Origin of the sequence: Lewinella sp. IMCC34183 (assembly GCF_003390915.1) — a bacterium.
In the GTDB taxonomy this organism is placed as follows: Bacteria; Bacteroidota; Bacteroidia; order Chitinophagales; family Saprospiraceae; genus Neolewinella.
In genome coordinates, this window is sequence record NZ_QMEM01000007.1 from 237,519 (window position 1) to 261,063 (window position 23,545).

The 23,545-nt window shown below is 63.8% G+C and carries 16 protein-coding genes and 1 pseudogene; 8 read left to right on the forward strand and 9 right to left on the reverse strand.

The genetic code is table 11. The annotated features are described in order from the left end of the window. The first annotated feature begins 32 nt into the window (after positions 1–32). The 6 genes from DQG19_RS15880 (at position 33) to DQG19_RS15905 (ending at position 6,909) form a co-directional block, all read left to right on the forward strand. Positions 33–386, forward strand: a complete 354-nt coding sequence (locus DQG19_RS15880) for a rhodanese-like domain-containing protein (protein ID WP_116127267.1) — start codon at positions 33–35, stop codon at positions 384–386. After that, on the forward strand, positions 383–805 hold the full coding sequence (locus DQG19_RS15885; RefSeq protein WP_116127268.1) for a rhodanese-like domain-containing protein: 423 nt from the start codon (positions 383–385) through the stop codon (positions 803–805). Before DQG19_RS15880 ends, DQG19_RS15885 begins: the two co-directional genes overlap by 4 nt. Before the next feature lie 45 nt (positions 806–850). Further along, positions 851–1,372, forward strand: a complete 522-nt coding sequence (locus DQG19_RS15890) for a DUF421 domain-containing protein (RefSeq protein ID WP_116127269.1) — start codon at positions 851–853, stop codon at positions 1,370–1,372. Positions 1,373–1,389: 17 nt separating this feature from the next. Next, positions 1,390–2,595: a hypothetical protein gene (locus DQG19_RS15895; RefSeq protein ID WP_116127270.1), complete on the forward strand. Its 1,206-nt coding sequence runs from the start codon at positions 1,390–1,392 to the stop codon at positions 2,593–2,595. 165 nt (positions 2,596–2,760) lie between these two features. Next, complete coding sequence (locus DQG19_RS15900; protein ID WP_116127271.1) at positions 2,761–5,631, forward strand: replicative DNA helicase; 2,871 nt, start codon at positions 2,761–2,763, stop codon at positions 5,629–5,631. A gap of 168 nt (positions 5,632–5,799) precedes the next feature. After that, a complete protein-coding gene (locus tag DQG19_RS15905; RefSeq protein WP_116127272.1) occupies positions 5,800–6,909 on the forward strand; it encodes a hypothetical protein in 1,110 nt (369 codons plus the stop codon). A 7-nt stretch (positions 6,910–6,916) separates the two neighbouring features. Here DQG19_RS15905 and DQG19_RS15910 read toward each other — a convergent pair whose 3' ends face one another. Beyond that, positions 6,917–11,221, reverse strand: a complete 4,305-nt coding sequence (locus tag DQG19_RS15910) for a gliding motility-associated C-terminal domain-containing protein (RefSeq protein ID WP_198661771.1) — start codon at positions 11,219–11,221, stop codon at positions 6,917–6,919. A gap of 225 nt (positions 11,222–11,446) precedes the next feature. Next, positions 11,447–12,199 (reverse strand): porin family protein, encoded by a 753-nt coding sequence (locus DQG19_RS15915; protein WP_116127274.1) that lies wholly within the window; start codon positions 12,197–12,199, stop codon positions 11,447–11,449. Positions 12,200–12,263: 64 nt separating this feature from the next. Here DQG19_RS15915 and DQG19_RS15920 point away from each other — a divergent pair, with 64 nt between their 5' ends. After that, positions 12,264–13,313: a hypothetical protein gene (locus DQG19_RS15920; RefSeq protein WP_116127275.1), complete on the forward strand. Its 1,050-nt coding sequence runs from the start codon at positions 12,264–12,266 to the stop codon at positions 13,311–13,313. 45 nt (positions 13,314–13,358) lie between these two features. After that, a complete protein-coding gene (locus DQG19_RS15925) occupies positions 13,359–14,315 on the forward strand; it encodes an isopenicillin N synthase family dioxygenase (protein WP_116127276.1) in 957 nt (318 codons plus the stop codon). A 229-nt stretch (positions 14,316–14,544) separates the two neighbouring features. On the opposite strand, the gene DQG19_RS15930 is transcribed toward DQG19_RS15925, so the two are convergent. From DQG19_RS15930 to DQG19_RS15960, 7 genes and pseudogenes are all read right to left on the reverse strand, one after another. Further along, on the reverse strand, positions 14,545–16,074 hold the full coding sequence (locus tag DQG19_RS15930) for an amidase (RefSeq protein WP_116127277.1): 1,530 nt from the start codon (positions 16,072–16,074) through the stop codon (positions 14,545–14,547). 17 nt (positions 16,075–16,091) lie between these two features. Further along, positions 16,092–17,558 (reverse strand): deoxyribodipyrimidine photo-lyase, encoded by a 1,467-nt coding sequence (locus DQG19_RS15935; protein ID WP_116127278.1) that lies wholly within the window; start codon positions 17,556–17,558, stop codon positions 16,092–16,094. A 34-nt stretch (positions 17,559–17,592) separates the two neighbouring features. Then, positions 17,593–18,282 carry a hypothetical protein gene (locus DQG19_RS15940; protein ID WP_116127279.1) on the reverse strand — a complete coding sequence of 230 codons (690 nt, stop codon included), beginning with the start codon at positions 18,280–18,282 and terminating at the stop codon, positions 17,593–17,595. Between the two features lie 195 nt (positions 18,283–18,477). After that, complete coding sequence (locus tag DQG19_RS15945; protein ID WP_232826539.1) at positions 18,478–21,093, reverse strand: alpha-L-arabinofuranosidase C-terminal domain-containing protein; 2,616 nt, start codon at positions 21,091–21,093, stop codon at positions 18,478–18,480. A gap of 73 nt (positions 21,094–21,166) precedes the next feature. After that, positions 21,167–21,550, reverse strand: coding sequence for a nuclear transport factor 2 family protein (locus tag DQG19_RS15950; protein ID WP_116127281.1), 384 nt, complete (start codon positions 21,548–21,550; stop codon positions 21,167–21,169). Between the two features lie 75 nt (positions 21,551–21,625). Further along, a pseudogene (locus DQG19_RS15955) lies at positions 21,626–21,928 on the reverse strand (SRPBCC domain-containing protein); the annotation flags it as partial. Between the two features lie 191 nt (positions 21,929–22,119). Beyond that, positions 22,120–23,514 (reverse strand): purple acid phosphatase family protein, encoded by a 1,395-nt coding sequence (locus tag DQG19_RS15960; RefSeq protein WP_116127282.1) that lies wholly within the window; start codon positions 23,512–23,514, stop codon positions 22,120–22,122. Positions 23,515–23,545 lie beyond the last annotated feature (31 nt).

The window sequence follows — 23,545 nt, forward strand, 5'->3', positions numbered from 1 at the left end:
TCTTTACAATCGTCCACCAAAATACGCTGGCCATGCAAGACGCTCCCTCTTCCTGTCCGATTCCCCGCTGGCAATTGCTCAAGCAGGAGCTGACCAACGTGGGCCCGGAGGAATTCGACCGCCTGCGCGCCGCCGCCGCGCCCGGCACGGTCCTCGACGTCCGCAACGAGCAGGAGTTCGCGGATTATCACCTCCCCGAGGCCCGCAACCTCAACTACCTCGGCGAAGGCTTCCTGGAAGAGATCGAGGCGCTCGATCCCCAACGAACCTACCTGGTCTACTGCCGCAGTGGCCGCCGCAGCGTACGCGCCTGTACCCTGATGAAGAACGCCGGACTAAAGAACCTTGTCCACCTCGACGGTGGCATCAACGCCTACGACCGATGAAGTACTGCTTTACCGCCCTCCTCTTTCTGAGCCTGCTGGCCTGCGGATCCGAACCCGACGCGGCCGGCCTTTCCGGACCCGGCCCCGCACCCGCGCCCGCCGCCGATGAACTGTCCACGCCCTACCAAAACCTCACCCCGGAGGAGTTCGCCGCGAAGATGCAGGACGAGGACGTGGTCGTCCTCGACGTGCGCACTCCCGCTGAAGTGGCCGCGGGAAAGATTGAAGGCGCCGTGGAGCTGGACTTCCGCGACCCCGCCTTCGCTACGAAGGTGAAGGCCCTCGATCCGGACGCTACCTACCTGGTATACTGTGCCGTCGGCGGCCGCAGCAGCCAGGCCTGCGCGCAGATGCAGGAGGCCGGTTTCGACCGGGTATATAACCTGGACGGAGGATATACGGCCTGGAAGGAACAATAGGCGGAACAAAGCCGGCCACCGCGCGATAAGCTAATAAAAGAATATATGGAAGACTGGCTTACCGCGCCCTGGGACGTACTGCTGAAAACGGCCGTCACCGTACTCGCGGTCTTTACGATTATCGTGATTTACGTCCGCATCGCCGGTCTGCGGACCTTTGCTAAAATGTCGAGCTTCGATTTTGCGTCCACCATCGCCATCGGCTCCATCCTGGCGAGCGTGGTGATGGGCACGGAGACCTCCATACTGAAGGCCGCGGTGGCGCTGGCGACCATTCTCGTCTTCCAGCAACTCTATACCGGCCTGAAACTGAAGAGCGACGCCTTCGAGGACTTCGCCGAGAACAATCCGATCCTGCTGATGGACGGCTCGGAGATCCTCTACGAGAATCTGAAGCGTACCAACGTAAGCAAGTCCGACCTGATCGCCAAGCTGCGGGAGGCCAACGTCATCCGCATGAGCCAGGTCATGGCCGTCGTGTTGGAAACCACGGGAGACATTTCCGTGCTCCACCAGGAGGGGACCGAGGCGATCGACGATGTCCTGCTGGAGGACGTGGAGCGCTAGTTGCTACCTTTGCGCCCATGGCGGAGTACCGGATAGCAGCAAACGACAACTGGCAGGAGTGGCACGCGGTGCTCGATACCGTATACGCCGGCAATCCCCAGTACGTTTATCCGCTACGCAGCGACATCGAGGGCATCCTGAGCGAGAAGAACGGCGCCTACACCGGCGATAACCTGCGCCGGTGGGTGGTCACGGACGGTACACGACCGGTAGGTCGCGTTGCCGCTTTCGTGGACGAGGAGCGTAACCGTCAACTGGACCTGCCCGCGGGCGGCATCGGTTTCTTCGAGTCGATCCCGGACGGGGCCGTGGCCGACCTGTTGTTTGCCGCCGCAGAGGACTGGCTCCGTGAGCGGGGCATGCAGGCGGTGGACGGGCCGATCAACTTCGGGGAGCGCGACAAATTCTGGGGCCTGCTGGTGCGCGGCTGGTACCGGCCGATCTACCAGGAGACGTATAATCCGCCTTACTACCAGGCGTTCTTCGAGAACCGGGGCTACGTGCCCCACGAGCAGTGCCTCACCATGCGGGGCGTGGTGGCCGAATTTCCCGGCGAGCGGCTGGGCAAGCTGGCCGCGCGGGTACGCGAGCGCTACGGCCTCTACACCGAGCAGATCCAGGCAAACGACCTGCGCCGCGGGGCCGACGACTTTGCCGAGGCGTACAATGCCGCCTTCAACCACTGGCCCTACTTCAAGCCACTGACCGGCGACGACATCTACCCCACCTTCCAGCAGATGAAGCCGATCATGGACTCCCACCTGACGTGCATCGCCTACAATAAGGAAGGCCGGCCGATCGGCCTGGCGGGGCTGATCCCCGACATCAATTGCTTTCTGGGCGGCGTCAACGGGAAACTGAACTGGCTGGGGCTGCCCAAATTCCTCTACCGGCTCAAGTTTCAGAAGCAACCACGCAATTGCAAGGGCATCGCCTTTGGCATCGCGCAGGATTACCAGCGGCAGGGCGTGTACCCGCTGATGGTCGACGCCATGTTCCAGAGCGGCGACCGCCATACGAGCCGTACCTACCGCTACGTGGACATGGCGACGATCCGCGGCCACAACAAACTGATGGTCGACACCTGCCGGCAAATGAACACCGATATCCACAGGGTACACGTCGCCTATCGCCGTGCCCTCACCCCGGAGGCACGCTGGGAACCCTTCGACATGCTGGAGGTAAGCGGCGTGGATCCGGGAGAATACGGTGCAAAACCCTGAGGGAACGGTAGGTAGCGGCCGGCCGGACTACCGGGCACGCGGATGACCGCGAAAAAGAAACATTTTCTACTGTGAATAATCAACAGGGTTATCCACAGGGTAAAAAACTTCTGCACATCCTTTTCCACAACAATTTGTTTATAAAAGGAATACCTTTGAGATACGATGGCGAAGGACAAGCAATACGACCGCAGGAGTAATGGAAACGGCAGCGCGGGGCTGGCGTACAGCAACCGCAACCGGCTGGAAGAAGCCAACCTGCCCGCCTACAGCAAGCTGCCGCCGCAGGCGCCGGACCTGGAGGAGGCCATTCTCTCCGCGATCCTGATCGAGCGGGAGGCGATGACCAAGGTGCTGGACATCATTTCCCCGGAATCCTTCTACAAGCCCGCCCACCAGGCGATCTACCGCAGCATGCGCCGCCTCTTCGAGCGCAGCCAGCCGATCGACCTGCTCATGGTGATGGAGGACCTCCGCAAGCACGAGGAACTGGAAGTCGTGGGTGGCCCCGCCTACCTGGCCCAGCTGACGAGCAAAGTGACCAGTTCGGCCAACATCGAGTACCACGCGCGGATCGTGACGGAGAAGTTTATCCAGCGCGAGCTCATCCGCACCAGTTCGGAGATCATCAAGGACGCCTACGAGGACGGTACCGACGTACTCGACCTGCTGGACAAGGCCGGCAACTTCGTCTTCGAGATCACGGAGCGCAATATGGGCAAGCAGGTGGCCGACATGGGCATGCTGGCCAACCAGTTGCTGGATCAGCTGACGATGCTGCGGGAGAAGGAAGACGGCATGACCGGCATCCCCACCGGCTTTACGGAGCTCGACCGGCTTACCTCCGGCCTGCAGCCCTCCGACCTCATCATCGTGGCCGCCCGCCCGGCCATGGGCAAGACGAGTTTCGTGCTTTCCATGGCCCGCAACGCCGCCGCCGAGTACGGCCACGGCGTAGCGCTGTTCAGCCTGGAGATGAGCGCCGCCCAGCTGGCGGGCCGCATCTTCAGCCAGGACGCGGAAGTCAACGGTCAGAAGATGCGTAACGGCAAGTTCACCGACGACGAGTGGACGCGCCTGGTCAACGCCATGAACCACATCGGCGAGGCGCCGATCTACATCGACGATACGCCGGGCATCAACGTCTTCGAGCTGCGCGCCAAATGCCGCCGCCTGAAGCTCGAAAAGGGCATCAGCCTGGTCATCATCGACTACCTGCAGCTGATGTCGGGCGCCGGCGAGGCCAACAAGGGCGGCAACCGCGAACAGGAAGTATCGGCGATCAGCCGGGGCCTCAAGGGGCTCGCCAAGGAACTGGAAGTACCGGTGATCGCCCTGTCGCAGCTGAGCCGGGCCGTAGAAACGCGCGGGGGAGATAAACGCCCGCAGCTCAGTGACTTGCGCGAATCTGGCTGTCTGACGGGCGATACGCTGGTGTCACTGGCCGAGGATGGCCGCCGGGTTCCCATTCGGGAACTGGTACACAAGTATCCCCGGGGTGGATTCCAGGTCTGGGCCACCGACGATACGTATAATCTGGTGCCAAGGATGGTGAGTGCCGCTTTTTCCACGGGAACGAAGCAGACCTACCGACTGACCACGCGCCTGGGCCGTACGATTCGGGCCACCTCCAACCACAAATTCTATACCGTCGACGGCTGGAAACGGCTCGACGCTCTTCGCACCGGGGAGCTGCTGGCAACCCCCCGCCGGATCCCCGAATCCGAGCACTGCGGTACCCGGATGTCCGATAGCCAGCTGGCCCTGCTCGGTCACCTGATCGGCGACGGCTGCACGCTCCCGAACCACGCTATTCAGTACACCACCCGCGAGCTAGACCTCGCGGAGCGGGTAGCTGAATTGGCTACGGAGTCGTTCGGTGCGGAGATCGCCCTGCGCATTAAGCGGGAAGGATCGCAAAAGACCGGGTCCAGCTGGTTCCAGGTGTACCTGAGTTCCACGCGGAAGCATACGCACGGCGTGCGCAGTGCCATCGCCGAATGGCTCGAAGCACTGGGCTGCTGGGGTCTGCGGTCCCAGGAGAAGTTCGTGCCGGATGAAGTGTTCCGTGCCGATACCCGGCAGGTAGGGCTCTTTCTGCGTCACTTATGGTCTACGGACGGATGCGTGCGCCTTACGGGCGGTAAAAGTCCCTATCCTGCCGTCTATTATGCTTCGAGTAGCCAGCGGCTGGCCAGGGACGTTCAGCACCTGTTGCTGATGCTGGATATCCGGTCCCGACTCACCCGGGTACCACAAACCGGAAAGGGAAGGGACCAGTACCACGTGACGGTAACGGGGAAGTCCGATATTCTCGGTTTCTGCGATCTAGTAGGCTCCGTGGGGGCTTACAAGCAGACTGCGCAGGTCGAGATCGAAACGTACCTCGGTGAACGAACGGAAAATACCAACCGCGACGTGGTGCCGAAAGAGGCGTGGCACACGTTGGTAAAGCCGGCGATCGCTCACCTCGGCATGACCACCCGGGCCATGCAGGCAGCGCTGGAGGTGAGTTACTGCGGCACCGCCCTGTATAATTCCAACCTCAGCCGCGAGCGTGCGCTCAACGTAGCCGGGGTAGTGGATTGTCCCGACCTGGCGGAACTCGCCCGGAGTGACATTTACTGGGACCGGATCGAGTCGATCGAGCTCGCGGAGGTAGAAGAGGTTTACGACCTGACCGTCCCCGGACTTCATAATTTCGTTGCCGACGACCTGGTGGTCCACAACTCGATCGAGCAGGACGCAGATATGGTCATGTTCCTCTACCGGCCGGAGTACTACAAGATCACGGAGGACGAGCAGGGCAACAGCCTCGCCGGCATCGCCGAGATCATCGTGGGCAAGAACCGCCACGGCGAGGCCCGCGACATCCGCCTGCGCTTCGACAGCGACTTTGCCCGCTTCAGTGACCTGGACGACCCCGACTTCGACCTGCTGCCCTCCAACGCCATCACCGGCGGCCAACCCCAGCAGCCCTACGGCGGGGGTACCCTGCCCAGTAAGATGAATACCGACGACGACATTCCGTTCTAGGTCCATACGGTAAAAGGCTGCCTCCGGCAGCGGAAGTATAAGGCTGCCTCCGGCAGCGCAGTCCGACGCGCAAGTACCGCGGGAGTGCCGGCGGTCATTCGATCAGGGAGACTTCTGGATGGATATAGTGACCGAACCCTATCTTTCCGAAGCACCATCCCGTGATCCATGGATCTCTACTACGAATTCGTCGACTACCTGGCGACCCTGCCCACCCCGTACCTCCTGATTTTCGCGATCCTCGGGCTGCTGCTCTTTACGCTCGGGCTGTTGCTGGGCTGGCTGATCCAGCGAGCCAAAACGGGACGCTACCGCAAGCGGGCCAATCAGCTCGACCGGGAGAAGGAAGACCTGCGCCAGCAACTCGCTACGGCCGACGAGGAACAGAAAAAGCTGGCCCGTGAACTCGTTAACCTGACCACCGAAAAGGACGACAGCCTCGTCCAGCAGCGCGAGGTGCGCAAGAACCTGGAGTCCATCACTACCGACCTGCGGCGGCTGCAGGCCGGCAATGAGCAACTCAACGCAACCAACCAGAGCTACGCCACCACGATCGAGGACCTCAACGACCAGATCATCGGGCTCAAGACCCGCAACGAGCAACTGCTGCACGGGGGCACGAACGACGCTTCGCTCACCAGCAATCCGGAAGCGAACCCCGGCACGGCCGCCCTGGAACAGCGCCTCCGGGCCCTCGAAGCGCGGATGGAGCGACTCCACCCGGACACGCCCGAACCCACGCCCAGCCTGAACCGGGCCCGCCACGAAGTGCGCATCGGTGAAAGCTTCGACGAGGTGAAAGCCGAGCAGCGCGACGACCTCACGCGCATACACACCATCGGCCCCTTCAACCAGCGCAAACTCTACACCGCGGGCATCTATACCTACGAGCAGATCGCGGGCTGGTCGGACGGGGACCTGGAGGACTACGCCGCCCGTATCGGTTACGTCGCCGAACTGATGCGCGAGGAAGACTGGATCGGACAGGCCCGCCGGCTTACGGAGATGTCCCCCGACGAGCGTAGCGCGGAAAAAGCCCAAAAGCCGGGGCTGCAGGTAATCGAGGGCATCACCCCGGAAATCGAGGTCACCCTGCGGGAGGCCGGGGTCCGCGACCTGCCCACGCTCGCTTCTACCCCCGTCGAGGAGCTGGAGGCCATGCTTTCCCAGGCGGGAGACCACCTTGCCCTCCACGACCCGGGCAACTGGCCACAACAGGCCGCCCTGGCCGCCGCCGGCGACTGGAAAGAGCTGGCCCGCGTACAGCAGGCGCGGTAGGCTGGCGCTAGCGCACTACGGAGATATCGCCCCGGTACAGCAGACTGACGTTATCGAGGAAGACCACTTCCACTACGTAGACGTATACGCCCGTGCCCACCGACTTGCCATCCGGCGTCATGCCGTCCCACAGCAACGTGCCGTCGAGGCAGTTGGCCGGAATCTCGCTGTCCTCGTAGACCAGGCCACCCCAGCGGTTGTAAATCTGGACGCTGGACACCCCGATCACTCCCTGGCAGGCGTAGACCCGGAAGTCGTCGTTGCGCCCGTCGCGGTTGGGGCTGAAGGCATTCGGGATGTAGACGTTGCGGTTGGCGTCTACTTCCACGAAAATGTTCTCCTCCGCCTCACAGCCGTTCGGATTGGTGACCGTCAGCGTGTAGTTCTCGCTTCCCCGGGGGAAGACATAGGGATTGCGGATGCTGTCCGAGGAAAGGAAATTATCCGGCGTCCACAGGTAGGTGTAGTTGTCCGGAGGGGTGACGATGGGGTCAAGCTGCTGAAGGCTGTCGCCGAGGTCGACGATCAGGCGGTCGTCCAGGTCGATCTGAATTTCCTCGGGCTGATTCACGGTGACCGTCTGGTCGGTACGGCAGCCCGCCGCGTCGAATACGCTAACCACGACCTCGCCGGCGAAGGTGCTGCCGGGCTGGTCCACGGGCAGCAGGAAGCCATCGTTATTGAGCGTGTAGCTGTAGTCACTCAGTGACGTACCCTGCCCGCCGAAAACCGTATCGAGGGTCACCGGTGTCATCTGGCCGAAGCACAGCGGTTCCGGAATGGGATCCACGCTGAAGGTGATCGGCTGGGGATCTACAATGGTGTACTGCAGGCTGTCCTGGCAGCCCCGGTTGTCGGTGACCGTCACGGAATAGGTATCGGGATTCAGGTTGACGGCCACGTTATCGTCGCGGTCGTCTACGTTCTGCGACCAGCTGTAGGGACTGTCGGCCAGGGGGTTGTTGTTGGTGCTGCTGACGAAGACCGCCAGTACGCCGTTGGAGTCTCCGGCACAGGTGACCGACGGGGTCGTGAGGGCCTCGTTGATCGACAGTACCAGCTCGTCGGGTTCCAGGACCTCCGCTTGCAGGGTATCGGCAACACAGCCCCGGCTGTCGGTGACCACCAGGGGATAGCTGCCGGCGTCGAGGCTGTCGAGGGAGGGGCCGGTTTCGGTGCGGCCGATCCACTCGAAGGTGTACCCGGGGGTAGCGCCGGTCACGTCGACGGACAGGCTGCCGTCGGCGGCGTCGAAGCAGCTGACGTCCACGGTAGTGGGGGTAATAACGAAGTCCTCGGGGCTGGCGATCGTATCGGTAAAGACCTGCGGGCAGAGTCCGTCGGTGACCGTCACGCTGAAGGCGCCCCGGGTAAGGTTATCTACCGTGGAGCTGGCCTGTTGCAGGATGGTATCACCGCTCGACCAGTAAAAGTCAAAGAGGCCGGTCGAGTCGTTGCTGAACCTGGCCGAGAAGGTGGCCGCCCCGTCGGCGGTGGTAGAATCCGGGCAGCTTACGCCCTGCAGGTTGGTGAACGAGCCGGTAATGCCGACGGGCTCCTCCAGCACGAAGGTGGTATCGAAGGGAGGCTGGCAGTTGTTGGCGTCGGTGATGGTTACGCTGTAGGTGCCGGCGGTGAGGTTGGTCAGCGTCGGGGAGCTGCTGCTGCCGTTGTCCGCGGACCAGTCGTAGCGGTACGGCCCGGTGCCGCCGCTGGGGTAGACGGTGATGCTGCCGTTGGCGTCGCCGAGACAGACCGGCGGTACCAGGGCCACGCTATCGAGGGCGACCAGTCCGGGACTGGCCACCTCCCCGATGGCCTGGGAAACGCATTCGTTGGACAGGGTGGCCTCAAAGAGGTAGAAGCCGACGCTGAGGTCCGCCGTCGTGCGCAGGCCGATGTCCACCTGCTCCCCGATGGTGCCGTCGTTGTTCAGGCGGTACCAGGCGGTATTGGTGACGGTTTCACCCTGCGGCGGGGTGACTTCGGCGACCAGCTGCCCGTCCTGGCTGTCGGTACAGGAGACGAAGTCGGTAGCGATGGGCGCGATGGCGGCGCGGGGCGGGGAAGAGATCCGGAAGGTGGTGGAGTCAATACAGCCGTTGGCGTCGGTGACGATGACCACGTAGTTGGTGTCGGGCTGCAGGTCGCCGATGAAGTTGGTGTCGACCACCAGGCTGTCGAAGGTCATCAGCGTATCGATGGGGTCGGGCAGACTGTCGTTCTTGAAGCGGTAGGTGTAGGGAGCGGTGCCGCCGGTGACATCAACCGCGGCGGTGCCGAACTCGTCGGGGCAGCCGAAGTCGGTGACGTTGACCGTATCGATCTCCAGCAGAGCGGGCTCGACCACGGTAACGATCCGCGAGATCTCACATCCATCGGAATCCTGGTCGCGAAGGCTCACGCGGTAGGTCCCGGGGCCGAGGTTGTCGAACACCACGGGGGTACGGCCCTGGTCGGGAACCGTACGGTAGGGGAATACCTGGTTGCCGTCATTGTCCAGCAGGGCCGCTTCGAAGGGATAGTCCGGCGTGGCTCCGGTATTGTCGAAGCTGCCGGTCACACTGATGCTGCCGTCGCCGTCACCGAAGCAGCTGATGTCGGTGACGTCGGAGTTGACGATCAGCGTTTTCACGGCGGCGATGGTGAAGTTGGTCGAGTCCTGGCAACCGTTCACGTCGGTGACGGTCACCGAATAGGCGTTAGGTAGGAGGTCGGTGCGGGCGATTCTGCTGCCGTTGGTGGTCACGCCGTCGGACCAGCCGATCGCGTACTCCCCGTTTGCATCCTGGGTTCCGCCACTGATGGGAATATTCACCGTACCGTCGCTGACGCCGCTACAGGTCGCCGCGTCGCTGTTGAGGGAGCTGTTGTTGATGAGCAGCCGGTTGGGGGCCCGGAAGTTTTCGGAGTCGGTGGTCGCGCATCCCGTTGCCGTATTCGTGGCCGTCACGGCGTAGGTACCGGGCGACAGGTCCGTGATTGTCTGGGTCGTCTCCCCGTTGCTCCACAGGAAGGTGTAACCCGTGGCCGCAATGGGATTATTGCCGTCGAAGATGACGGCCTCCAGGGTACCACCCTGGGCGTCGTCGAAGCAGTCGAAGCCGTCGGCTACCTCGATGCCCACGGAAACATTGCCCGCTTCAATTTCTATGTTACTCGTGGCGGTGGCACCATTCGCGTCCGTGACGGTGACGGTGTACTGTCCGCCGGGCAGTTCGTTGAAGTCCAGGGGCTCGCCGTCGGCCACGGTGCTACCGTTATCGGTGATTGGCGGCGTGGCGGGGTTGGTGCGGGTGATGGTGAATACGTAGGTGGGCGTGCCGCCGGTGGCCGCTACGGTAAGTTCGCCGTCCTGCTCACCCGCGCAGCTGATCGGGGTGGGGGTCACGTCTAGCGTTACGTTACTGACGGGTGCGCAGGCGGTGACGGCATGGGTAACGGTAGTGTTGCCCGCGCAGCTTACCGCGTCTTCGACGTTGATGGTGTAGTCGCCGGGACCGGGGACCGTATAGGAAACCACGTCTCCGTGACGGGCCGGCCCGGAGGTGACGGTGCCAAGCTGCCCGGTGGTCGAGCGGATAGTAATGGCGTAATCCGCTGTGTTGCGCAGTTCACTGACTCCGCCCATGACGGTAAAGCTGCCGCTGCAGTCGGAGCCACTCTGGCTGGGGTTGTCTACGCGAATGGGATTGAGGTAGGCAACGGCAAAGGTTTGGTTTACTCCTACCAGTGTACAGCCTTCGTTTCCGTTGAAGCCGGACTCGTCCCGGAACGTTCCCTCCGTCAAATCCAGAGAGTCGATCGTTACGGGCGCCACGTAAAGCACCACCGGCCCACCAAAAATTTCCGCCGCGGAAGGGGTATCCTGGTTGTCGACAATCAGGTCGTAGTTCGGGGTTGCCCCGAAGTAATTGGCGGGGGGAAAAATGTTGAGTGTACCGTCAAGGTTGGGGTACAGGGGATTGTTTGGGTCAGCGTGGCAGGGATCCTGATTGACATCGGCGACGGTCGTACCCGTCACCGTGGGCGGGCAATCGTATACGGCATAGGCAATACCCGGTCGGGTATCAGGGTTAGGATCACCGGAGAGGTCCTCGGACCCGTTCAAAAAATCGACCGTAAAGGCATCGTTGCGGCAGAGAAAGATGGTGTCCGGGCGGGCGGCAAACGCTACGGTGGACCCCGCGACGGGCCGGCCGAAGCTGTTGCTTTCCATGTTTAAGTCCTTGAAGCCGGTAATGGTGCCGACGTCGCTGGTACAGACGGCCTTGGGGCCGAGAGTATTGACCTTCGAAGTAGACGCCTGCATGGGCAAGACACGCCCGATCTGCGCCTGCAAACCACCGGTTCCACACAACAAAAGCAGTAGAAAAGCAAGTGCGCGGAATACGGGGCGAGGCAACATAGTTGTGTAGTTCATAAGCACGAAAAGCGAGCCCCCACCGGATGCAACTGGCGGGGACGGCCACTGGCGAACGTCGCTTCCGGTACTTTCATTGCACCCGCGACCCCGGCAGACGGCAAATGTCGGATACTAGAACATTATGCCCAGCATGATGGTGAGGGAGTTGACGCGGCCCTTGCTATTATCTTCCGCGGGACCGCGGCCCTGCCGCAGGAGCTGGGTGTCGCCGTCGCTGGTCAGGTCGAAGATGCCCGACTGGAAGGCCAGGCCACCGATGAGCGACGAACTGGTAGAGATGGCGTACTCGATGCCGCCGCCCAGGCCCCACGAAAGGTTGAGGGCGTTGACCTCGGAGCTGATCTTGAAGTTCTCGTCGGAGTCGATGAAGCTGGCGTTGCGGATGCTGCCGCGGCTGCCGCTCAGGATGCCCAGCGTGAAGGCCGGCTGTACAAAGTAGCGGATGTAGCCGAACTCCCGCGTGCGCAGGGTGAGGCCCAGGGGGATCTCCACGAACTGGAGGTTGTAGTCGAAGGTCTTGCCGCTCAGCTGGGCGGGGGTGGGCCGGGTGGTGAGGGTTTCGGCCAGGGACTCGCCCCAGATGTCGACCTCGGTAAACTGCTCGTCGTAGCGCAGGGCGCCGCCGGAATTGAAATGCACGTTCAGTCCGGTGTGGATGCTGTAGTTATCCTGGAAGTAGTACTCGGCGATGAGGCCCAGCTTCAGGCCCAGGTTGGTACCGTCGCTTTCGATCAGGTTGTTGTCGGTCCCCATCCAGCTGAAGGAGGGGCTCAGCTGGAGGCCGAACTGGATGGGGTTGTACTGCGCGGTGGCGGTCAGGGAGGTGAGCAGGCAGGCGACTAGGAGGGGGAGGGTAGGCTTCATTCGGTAATAATTGGGTTTGACGGTCGTTGTCAAACGAGCCGGTCCGGCCGGTGTTTAGCCCGCAATGAAAGTTAGCAGACACATACTCCTCCCCCTACTGCCCTTCGCCTTCGTCCTGGTCGCGTGTTCCGATACGCCGCCGCCCCCCGACGTGAGCGACATCCCGGTGGAGCTGACGGTGCTGCGCTTCGACCGCGCCCTCGCCGCGGTGGACACGGCCGACCTCGCCGGGGAGCTGGCGGAGCTCGACGACCGCTTCGGCAGCTTCACCGACGCCTTCTTTACCCACCTGGTGCCCCTGCGGCGGGGCGATCTCAGCCCCGCTGAGGGGCAGAACGTGCTGCGGGCCTACCTGGACTTTCCGCTTACCGGGGTGGTCGACTCCACGGTGGAGGCGCGCTTTCCCGGCGGCGGGGCGCGGGTGCAGGGGATGGTGGACCAATTCGAGCAGGGCCTGCGGTACTACCGCCATTACCTGCCGGATGCCCCCGTGCCGGATACGCTGGTGACCTTCGACACCCACTTCGAGCTGGCGGCCTTCCTGTACGGCGACGGTGAGATCGCCGCCGGGCTGGAGTTCTTCCTCGGCCCCGACTTCGACTACACCCAGGTCAACCCCGAGGAGCCGATCTTCTCGAGCTACCTGGCCCGCAGCTACACCCCGGAGCACTTCTCCGCCAAGCTGCTGCGGGTACTGCTGGAGGACTACTTCCCCGCCCCCCGGACCGGCCGGCTGCTCGACTACCTGCTCTACGAGGGCAAGAAGCTCTACCTCCTGGAGCTGCTGCAGCCGGAGACGCCCCCCCACGTCGTGTACGAAGTGAGCGAGGAGCAGCTGGCGTGGCTGCGCGACAACGAGACGCAGATCTACGCCTACCTGCAGCGGGAGGACATCCTCTACGCCACCGACGTCAGCCTGATCAACAAGTACACCCGCCCGGCCCCCTATACGCCCGGCATGCCGGCGGAGTCGCCCGGCGGGGCCGTCAACTACCTCGGCCGGCAGATCGTGGCGGCCTACCTGGAGGCCCACCCCGAGACCACCCTGCCGGAGCTGCTGGCGATCTCCGACGGGCAGGAGCTGCTGCGCGGGGCCCGCTACAAACCGCGGTAGCGTTTGGGATGTTAGCCTAGCATAACCTACCAATTATCTCCCGCTATGGCCGTTTCCGCCCCCCGTACCATCCCCCTCGTCGACTTGTCCACCTTCGAAACCGGCGACGGTGCCCAGCGCCAGGCCTTCATCGATCAGCTCGGCGACGCCTTCCACAGTATCGGATTCGTGGGGGTGACCGGTCACGGTATCCCGAAGGACCTCATCGACGACTTCTACGTAGCCGCCAAGAAGTTCTTCGCCCTGCCGGTAGACGTAAAGCGGAAGTACGAAGTGGCCGGTGCCGCCGGGCAGCGGGGCTACACCTCCTTCGGCAAGGAGCACGCCAAGCAGTCCCAGGTCGCCGACCTGAAGGAGTTCTTCCAGATCGGCCAGGAACTCCAGGATACCGACAACAATGCCTACCAGCGCAACCCCGACGTAGAAGAGGTACCCGAGTTCATGGACCTCGGCCGCCAGCTCTACCGCGCCTTCGAGAAGAGCGGTGCCAGCCTGCTGCGCGCCATCGCCCTGTACCTGGGGCTGGATAAGGGATACTTCGACCAGTTCACCAACGACGGCATGAGCATCCTGCGGGCCATCCACTACCCGCCCATCACCCAGGAGCCGAAGAGCGCCATCCGCGCCGAGCAGCACGAGGACATCAACCTCATCACCCTGCTCGTGGGCGCCAGCGCCGGGGGCCTGCAGCTGCAGAACACCGCGGGCGAGTGGCAGGAGATCGTACCCGAGAACGACGAGATCGTCATCAACGTGGGCGATATGCTGCAGCGCCTCACCAACAATTACCTGAAGTCGACCACCCACCGCGTCGTCAACCCGCCCCGCGAGCAGTGGCACGAACCGCGGCTGTCGATCCCCTTCTTCCTCCACCCCCGCTCGGAGATGAAGCTCGACGTGCTGCCCAGCACCGTTACCGCCGACCGTCCGCAGGCCTACGACCCCATCACCGCCGGCGAGTACCTGGACGAGCGGCTGCGGGAGATCGGGCTGAAGAAGTAGGGTGGCACTCCGTCTGGCATTCCTTTACCGCAGATTGGGACAGATTTGAGTCGCGGATTTGCGCGGATTGTACTCGTGCGAATACGCTGCGGGGAAATCCGTGGCCATCTGTGTGCTAGCGAAGCGGAATCCGTGTCGCCGTAGGCGATCTGTGGGAAACCTTTGCTAAGGGCGATACCTGGCTCAAGTCCTTCTACCGCAACTTATTCCGGATTTATTCAGCCGCGATTTACTTAAGTAAAGGCTCCCGCCGGTGCCGCGTCCCCCGCTCGTAGGCGTAAGTCAGCTTAATCAGGGTGGGCTCGGCGTACATCCGGCCCAGGAACTGCAGGCCCGCGGGCAGGCCGCTGCTCACAAATCCCATCGGTACGGTGAAGCCGGGCTGCCCGGTATGCGGGGAGATGATCTGGCTGTTGTCGCCGCGGTAGCCGGCCCGGAAGTCGTCGATGCGGGCGGCGGGGTGGTTCCAGCTGGGAAAGACGAGGGCGTCCAGGCGCAGCGAGTCCATGGTCGCCTCGATGGCTTCCCGGAAGGCGACGCGGCGGGGATCGGTATAGGCATCGCCGCAGGGTTCCGGGCTATCGCCGTAGCGGCCGGTGTCGGTCAGGGCCTCGGCCAGGTTCTCGCGGGCGTAGTCGCTCCGCGTGCCGACCCGGATCACGTCCTCCAGGGTGGCGAGCGTATCGTTCTGCACGTAGGTGGCCAGGAAGTCTTCCAGGTCGGTCCGGAACTCCGCGCACCACTGGTTGCGGCGCAGATTTGCAAAGTCGGGTACGTCCACGGGATCCACTACGGTGGCCCCCAGCCGTTCCAGGTCTGCCAGGGCAGCGGTGAACAGGCCGGCGATCTCCGGGGCGGGGTCCGCGTCGCTGAGTTCCCGTAGCACCCCGATACGGGCGCCCCGCAGTCCGTCGGCGTCGAGGTAGGATAGGTAATCCGCCGCCACGTGACCCTCCCCGTAGGCGGTAAGCGGATCGGCGGGGTCCGGACCGGCCATGGCTTGCAGCACGCGGGTGGCGTCCGCGACGGTGCGGCACATCGGGCCCACGACGTCGTTGCGCAGGTAGAGCGGCACGATGCCTTCCCGGCTGATGAGTCCCAGCGTGGTACGGAAGCCAACCAGGGCATTGTGGGAGGAGGGACCGCGGATCGAATTGCCGGTGTCGGTGCCCAAGCCTACCGTGGCCAGGTTGGCCGCCACCGCCGCGGCGGTGCCCCCACTGGAGCCGGCGGGTACGTGATCGAGGGCGTACGGATTGTGGGTGGTGCCCGCGGTCGAGCTTTCGGTGTGCATCGCGCTGAAGGCCCACTCGGCCATATTCGTCTTGGCGATGAAGATGGCGCCGGCGTCGCGTAGTTTCCGGATGATGGTAGCGTCCGCTTCGGGCACGAAATCCTGGAGGGCGAGCGCGCCCGCCGTGGTCGGCGTACCGGCCACGTTGATGTTGTCCTTGACGAGCAGCGGAATGCCGTGCAGGGGCCGCAATGTGCCGGTGCGGGCGAATTCGGCATCCAGGCGGCGGGCGTCGGCCAGGGCGTCGGGATTGCGGTAGGTAATGGCGTTGAGGGGGCCGTCGAGGCTGTCCATCCGCGCGAAGTAGGCCGTCACCAGTTCTTCGGCGGTAAAGCCGCCGGCCGCGTAGGCGGCGTGAATATCCGCGATGGTCAGTTCGGTAAGCTCCGGCAGGCGGGCGTCGTCGCGGGGCGGCGTGGCGCAGCAGAGGCAGCACAGCAGGAGCAGATAGGAGTAGGGGCGCATGAAGGACAAGGTACGCTTCAGCCGTAGCGCAGCAGAAGATCGTCGAGGTCCGTGGGGACCGCGATATCCGGTACCGGTCGTGCGGCCTGCTCCGCCAGCCACTCCGGCACGCCCTCCCGCCGCCGCAGGGCGGCGTCGCCGCGGCCGGACACCCATCCGTACACGGGCAGCTCGCGGTACCCCCGCTTGTCCTCCCCGAATCCCCAGCGGAGATTGCCGTAGGTGGAGGCGTCGCGGCCGTCGAGGCTGAAGCGGTCGTTGAGGTAGCAGGCTACGGCAAAGGCCTCCCGGGGGTCGGGGCGCCACTTGATCAGCTGCTTGACCCAGTACATCCGCAGGTTATTGTTCATCCAGCCGTCCAGCGCGAAGGCTTTCTGGGCGGCGTTCCAGGTTTCGTCGTCGGTTTCTCCCCGGATCAGAGCCTCCAGTCCGTACACCCGCGGGCGCGAATCCCCGGCGTGCGCCAGCAGGGTAGCACGGGCCGCCTCCGGCAGTCCGGCCCACCGCGAGTAGTCGGGGTTGAAGCGGCAGCGGTGGTGGAAGTATTCCCGCCAGGTGAGCAGCTCGTCGAAAAACTTGTAGCGCGCCGCCGGGTGTACCCTTCCCGCTTCCTCGGCTTCGCGCACCGCGGCGGCTACCTCCCGCGGCGAGAGGACGCCGAAGTGGAGCCACGGCGACAGGTGGCTGCTGTCGTCGGTCAGGGCGGGGTTGTTGCGGGTCCACTTGTAGCGAGGCAGCACCTCCCGCACGGCGTAGTCGAGCCGTTCCAACGCGGCGGACCGCCCGCCCGAGAAGCCGGCCGTCGGCACGCTCATGTCGACGCCGCATTCCCCGATCAGGGCGTCGATGCCGTCGGCCGTCAGCTCCGCCGCGCCCGATCCGCCCGGATCGAGGGGGCCGTCGTACATCGGGTACCGGGGGGTCTGCTCCAGGTCGGTGGTCAGGTGAAGGTCCCGTAGCGGCTGGTGGGCGGCGCGATATTTTTTCGTCGTACCGAGGTCTTCGGGAAAGGCCCGCATCGGCACCCCGCAGCAGGCATCGACGCCCCATACCGCGCCGGAGAAGCGTTTTGCCAGCGCGTCGGCGTATTCCCGGGTGACGAAGGTGGGTACATCGTCAACGATGACGGCCGCGGCGTCCTCCGCCAGGCGGGCGACGACATCGACCTCGCTCTCCCCCGACCGCCGCACCCAGCGCACGAAGCGGATGTCCCGCTCTTTCAGGCCCGCCTCCAGGTCGAGGCTGGCCTCCAGGATGAAGCGGTGCAGGCGGTGGGAGGCGTAGGGATAGCGGTTCTCCAGGGCGTGCACCACCACCACCGGGATGCCCTCGGCGTTGCCCAGCAGGATGGCCACGTCGAGCGCGGGGTTCTCGCGGGCCCGCAGGGCCTGCATCAGCCAGCACAGTACGTAGGGGCGGTCCCTGGCCGGGGGGGCAGGCGTAAGGGCCCGGGTACGGAGCTTGAGGATCTCGTGGACGGTCATCGGTCGGATTCAGGGGGATGAACTTCCCCACCCTCTAAACCGAGACCCCCGCAGTTGTTTCGGCTTCCCGCAGCCGTACGTGCCCGGCGGCCGCACCGCGGCAGGCATACAAGGCACCGGACCCGTCGCGGGCCCTCAGGAAAGGATCGACGAGACGGGGGCGCAGCACTTCCTGCTCCTCCATACAGGTCGGCCAGTCCCAGCGGTTGACGTAGAAGAGCGCCTGCAGGTGGCGACAAAAGGTATGCAGGGCCTCTCCTTCCAGGATAAGGTAGTCGCAGGGCGCGCCGTACAGGGCCATGGTAAGCTTATCCAGTAAGCTCACCGGCCGCGGACGGAGCCCGAAACGCGCGCCCTCCCCAGCGAGGGCAGAGAAGGTAGTCGTGTCCCGTCCGTTTCTCCCGCGGTAAAAGCGGAGCAACTCCTGCCAGTTGCGGTCGGCGGAGGGCTGTTCGCTTTCCGGTATGGCGCCAATCAGTTCCCGGAAGTACAGGCGATAGTAAGCGTCCAGCACCTTCCAGTCCTTGCGGGGGAGCAAATTGTAGTCCAGCCCGAAGGTCCCAAGCCGTTCCAGGGTGGCCGGCGTGAAGAGCCGCCGGTCCGTGGCGTTGGCCTCGCTTCCGTCGAGCCAGGCGGTCAGGTTGGCGATCCCGGTACCGGGGTCGCGGGCTTCTTGCCGAAACCGGTCGGGGTCGAACGAGTAAAAGGTCCAGGTACTTGACATGCGGGCGGGTGGGTTCGGTAGATCTTGCTGGGGCGGTATACGCCGCGCAACGATCGGAAACGGAGGTATGGGGTGCCGGCGGCCCAATAGGGTACCCGACGGGTACAGAACGTGGTGCCCCGGCCGGAATGGTACTTCCGCGGGCAGTTTTTTCCATCATTGTCCGAAACCCCCAACGCCCCACCCGCTGGGTGATTACCGTTTAGCCGTACCGACCCGGATCACCGTGAATGAATACGCCGGCATCTCGTAGGCCACCTCGCCCGAGAGGTTCATCGTCGACTCCACCGGCCGCGCGTCCCGGTCGTCGGGTTCTCCCTGCAGCACGGTCACCGTGGCCTCGCCCCGCAGGTCCAGGCCGGCCGGGTTGATGGTGGCGGATACCGCTACGGGCAGCAGGTTGGCCAGCTTCAGGATCAGGTCGCCGGTGGCTTCGTCGCGGACGACGGATACCCCCACCCGTTCGCGCACGTCCCTGTCGCCGTCGGACAGACTCACCTTGCTGGGGATGTACAGGTTGCCGGCATTTTGTCCGTACAGTTGCTGCACGTAGTAGTCGACGGTGGTTTTCACCTCGGTGTTGTTAAAGTAGATCAGGTCGGGGTTCCAGTTGGTGTTTCCCTCCTTGGCCAGCAGGGGCGCGAAGGAGGTCATCTCCACCACGTCGCCGTTGCGCTCCACGGCGGTGAGGTACAGCGCCTCGCTCAGGGCGGTTTCCACGTTCATGGGTCGGCCGGGCAGGTGGGCGGCGTACTCCCCCAGGTAGACCTTGGTGCCGTCGCGGTCGTACTTGTCGTAGAAGTCCTGATTATTGATGAACCAGCCCGGCGGCTGGTAGTAGTGCTCGTCGACCAGGGGGATGTCGAGTTCCCGGGCCAGCTCCCAACCCTCTTTGTAGTCGGTACCCATATAAAAGGGTCCGACGGTACCGATGACCTCGATATCCGGGTAGCGTTCCGTCACGGCTTCGTAAATGATGCGGAAGCGCTCCTCGAAGACGTCGGTAATCAGGTCCTCGTTGCCCACGCCCAGGTACTTCAGGTTAAAGGGCTCCGGGTGACCGGCCTCCGCCCGCTTGCGGCCCCACTCGGTGGTGGCGTCGCCATTGGCGTACTCGATCAGGTTAAGGATGCTCTGGGTGTAGGCGTCCATATCTTCCAGCGGGATACCGCACTGCTGCCCGTGACCACCGACCGCCGAATTCTGGCAGGGTACGCCGGCGGGAACCACCGGGATCGGCAGGGCGTCCAGGTCTTCGCAGAACAGGAAGTATTCGTAGTAGCCCAAGCCCGCCGACTGGTGGTAGTTCCAGATGTTGCGCTGCGGCACGCGGCTCTCCAGGGGGCCGATGGTGTTCTCCCAGCGGTACATGTTGCCGAGGCCGTCACCGTGGGCCACGCAGCCGCCGGGAAAGCGGACGAACTTCGGGTTAAGGGCCGCGATGGTCTCGGCCAGGTCCTTGCGCAGGCCGTTCTTGCGGCCCCGGAAGGTGTTGCGGGGGAAGAGGGACACCATATCGAGGTCCGTACGGCCGGTGCGGTCGGGCACTACCTCAAGGTGGGCGTCGTCCACGGTCTCTTCCGCGGTGATCTCGGTGTTCAGTTTTTTCCAGTTGCGGCCCAGGCCACGGACCCGGCCCTCGCCCAGCACCTTGCCGTCGGGGCCGACCAGGCGCAGGGTCACCGCACCCCGCCCACGAACAAACAGGGAAGCGTCGTACACTTCACCGGCGCGTACGGGGATACCCGTCCAGCCTTCGTTGGCCATTGCCGCCCCCTTTTTCGTGACGGTCAGCGCCGCGTAGTGGGGGTTGTTCTCGTGGATGGGATCATCGGTTCGAATTTTCACGGCGGCGTCGCCGGTGACCGACCAGGCGGTTTGGGCGTTCCAGTTCGGGTCGTTGTATTTCTTGTCGGCGGGGTCGTACTCGAAGTCGCGGTTTTGCACCAGCTCGGCGTAGAGGCCACCGTCGGCCGCGTAGCTGATGTCCTCGAAGAAGATACCGATCAGGTTCTCGCTGATGGGCTTGCTGTCGTCCGGCTGCAGATAGATATTAGCTTCGAGGGGCTGCAGGCCGGCGAAGCGGACCGGATCCTCCGCCATGGTCTCGGCGCGCTCGGCGTTGTGGAACCGCATCCACTCGTAGTGCTTGATCAGGTCGTCGACCAGTTCCCAGGCTACCCGGTGCACGGTACCGAAGTACTCGGTACCGTCGATCTGTACCGTTTCCCGGTCGTTCTTGCGTACGTCGCGGTCCGCGGGTGCGGTGGTCGAGAAGTCCCGAAAGTTGTCGGTTTCCAGCTGGTAGACACCCTCCTCACCCGCGCCGTCACTGCGCCACGAAACCAGAAAGGCGCGACCGCTCAGCGTTACCTCGGGGGAAAGCACGTTGCCCGGGGCGTCCATCACCACCGGGTAGGACTGCCGGTCCCACTCGTACAGGTTGTCGGAGGCGGCGTGGGCGACCTGCTGAATGGTATCGTTCAGGCTCCACACGCAGTGCCAGCGGCCATTCTCCTCCTGGTACAGGTAGGGGTCGAACATCCGTTTCTGCGCGCCCCAGGCTCCGAAGTCCGAGGCCAGGAAGCGAAACCCGTCGCCGATGGAGTACCACTGTTCCCGATCCACGCTCCAGGCGATGTTGAGGCCGCTGCGCCCTTCCTCATCCTGGGCGTAGCCGAACAGGTAAACCGAATCCGGCAGCACCGCGGTACGCGCCGAAAGCGTGAGACCGCCGATTACGAAGAGGAGAAGGAGAAGGACCCGGTGTCCGCGGGCGGAGAAATAGAACGACATATGGTCAGATTGCATGAGCGGCCTGAATATACGAAATCTAGAATTGCCATAATGACAATTAAAGACATATCGGATTCGGCCGCCCGGCTCAGATCATACCGTTTCCGTGGGCCATCTCTCCGGGTACCTGCTGGAGGGCATCCCAGTGCTCCACGATCTTGCCCGCGTCGTCAAAGCGGAAAAAATCCATGGTAACGTACTGCTCGTTACCGGGCCACACCTGGTGCGTGTGCAGGGCGACGAGATTCCCTTCCGCCACTGCACGCAGGATTTTGATTGACTTTTCCGGGTATTCGCGGTGCATGCGCTCGAAGTAGGCGATAAAGCCCTCCTTGCCGTCGGACACCTGAGGATTGTGTTGGATATAGCGATCGCCGACGTACGATTCCACCGCCCCCCTCGGGTCACCGGCAAAGGCCGTCTGGTAGAAGGTGAACGCCCGCTGCTTCAGGTCATCGGTTTTGCTGTTCATGACGGATAATTTACGGCACAACCTGATTGCTACGGGTCCGCACAAAGCCCGGCACTCGCGCCCCCGCCGTCACCTTCAGCCCCGTTGCTCGGCGTAGCGACAGAAATTATTGAGGATGGCCTGCCAACCGTCGCGCTGCACGTCGGCCGGGTTGTGCTGCTCGGCCTCAAAGGAGATCGTGACGCGGGATTTGCCGTCTTCCTCGTCAAACTCGACCACGGAGCGGCGACCGTCGTCCATCCGGTAGGCGATCATCTCGCCGGGGGTCACGTCGGTGTAGGTGCCTTTGAGGTCGAATCCCAGGCGCCCGTCCTTGGATTCCATGCGCCAGTTGAAATCGCCGCCCTCCCGCAGGTCGTTGGTCGCCGAGGGGCAGTACCATTCGGAGGTCGCGAAGTTTCACTGTACGATGTGCTCGGGTCCGGTGTACAGCTCCCAGACGCGGTCGAGGGGTTGCCGGATCAGCGTAGTGATGGTAAGGGGAGTGCCAGAGGGAGCATTCATCGATTGCGGTCTTTACTGTAAACCTTGTGCTCAACGAATAGCCGGCATCGTGGTTCGTGCATCGCTCAATCGGGACCGCCGCCCCGCTTGCGGGTCCGGTAAGCCTCGAAGCGGTTGCGGTATTCCTCACGTTGCTCGTCGGAGTAGTTGCGCTCGTAGCGGGGAGGGAGGTCGAGCCGCTCGGGCGTCTCCTCAGGCGCGCGGTCCACGTACACGTTGGGCCCGCCGCCGGGCTGCCGGTAGAGACTGAAGGCGTCGTAGCGCTCCCCGGTGACGGTGTAGGCGGTGTATTCCAGGCTATCCCCGCTCACCGAAACGAGCTGGTAGAGTTGGGTATTGGAGGCGGCACGGTCCATCCAGTCGGCGAGGCCGGCGTCGTACATCTTGGGGCCGCTCACGCTGACCACGTAAATGGGGCCGTCGACGGTCGGCCGGGTGCCCTCGCCCACGTTCAGGTTGGTGCCGCGCCCGTAAGTATGGTCGTGGCCCTGCAGCACCAAGTCGACGCCGTAGCGCACGAAGAGCGGCTCCAGCCGGGTGCGCAGCTCCTCGTTGTCGCGGCCCAGCTTGCTGGAGAAAACGGGGTGGTGCATGAATACGATGGTCCAGGGGTTGGGATTTTCGGCGAGGAGGCCCTCCAGCCAGGCGACCTGGGCGTCGGCGGCGGTGGAATCGTAGAGGAAGGCGGGGCTGTCTAGCGAGATGATGCGGGCCCCCTGGTAGTCGATGGAGTAGGCGGTCTCGGCGAAGCCTGCGGGGCCGTTCTCCGGCAGGGCGAAGGTGGGCCGCCAGTGGGGGGAAAGCTCGGGAATCCCGGCGGTGTCGCGCCCGTACTCGTGGTTGCCGGGCGTGGCGATGGCGGGCGTGACGGCGTGGATCCACCCGCCGGCGTAGAACCACTCCCCCCACTCGTGGTCGCGGGTCGAACGGTTGATCAGGTCGCCGGCGTGGAGCAGGAAATCGGCATCGGGCATCCTGGCGTAGGCGCCGCGGATGGCCCGCGACCACAGGCTCTTGAGGTCGTTCTGGGCGTCGCCGAAGTAGAGAAAGCTGAAGGGGGCCGCGTCCATCGCGGCGGTGGTGAAGTGGTTCCACTCGCTCCAGTGGGTGCTGTCGCCCACCCGGTAGGCGTACTGGGTGGCGGGGCGCAGGCTATCCATCACCGCGCTGTGGAAGCGGGCGCCGTTAAGGTCGGTGAGTAAGGTCTTGCTGGTTCCCGCGATTGTACGGGCGTTTTCTTCCAGATCGGGGGAGGGATCGGCCAGGGCCACCTGCACCAGCGAGCGGGCCACCACGGGGGAGGTACGCCAGGAAACGGCCACGCGCTCCGCCGGCCGCTCCGTGAGGTTGAGGATGATGCGGTCGGGGACGGGCGCGGGCGGGAAATAATCCCGGCCGGGATCCTGGGCCATAAGGGAAGTCGACAATACGAAAAGCGGGAGCAACGGGCGTAACAGCATGCTGAAAAATAGGGCGTATTCCGCACTATGG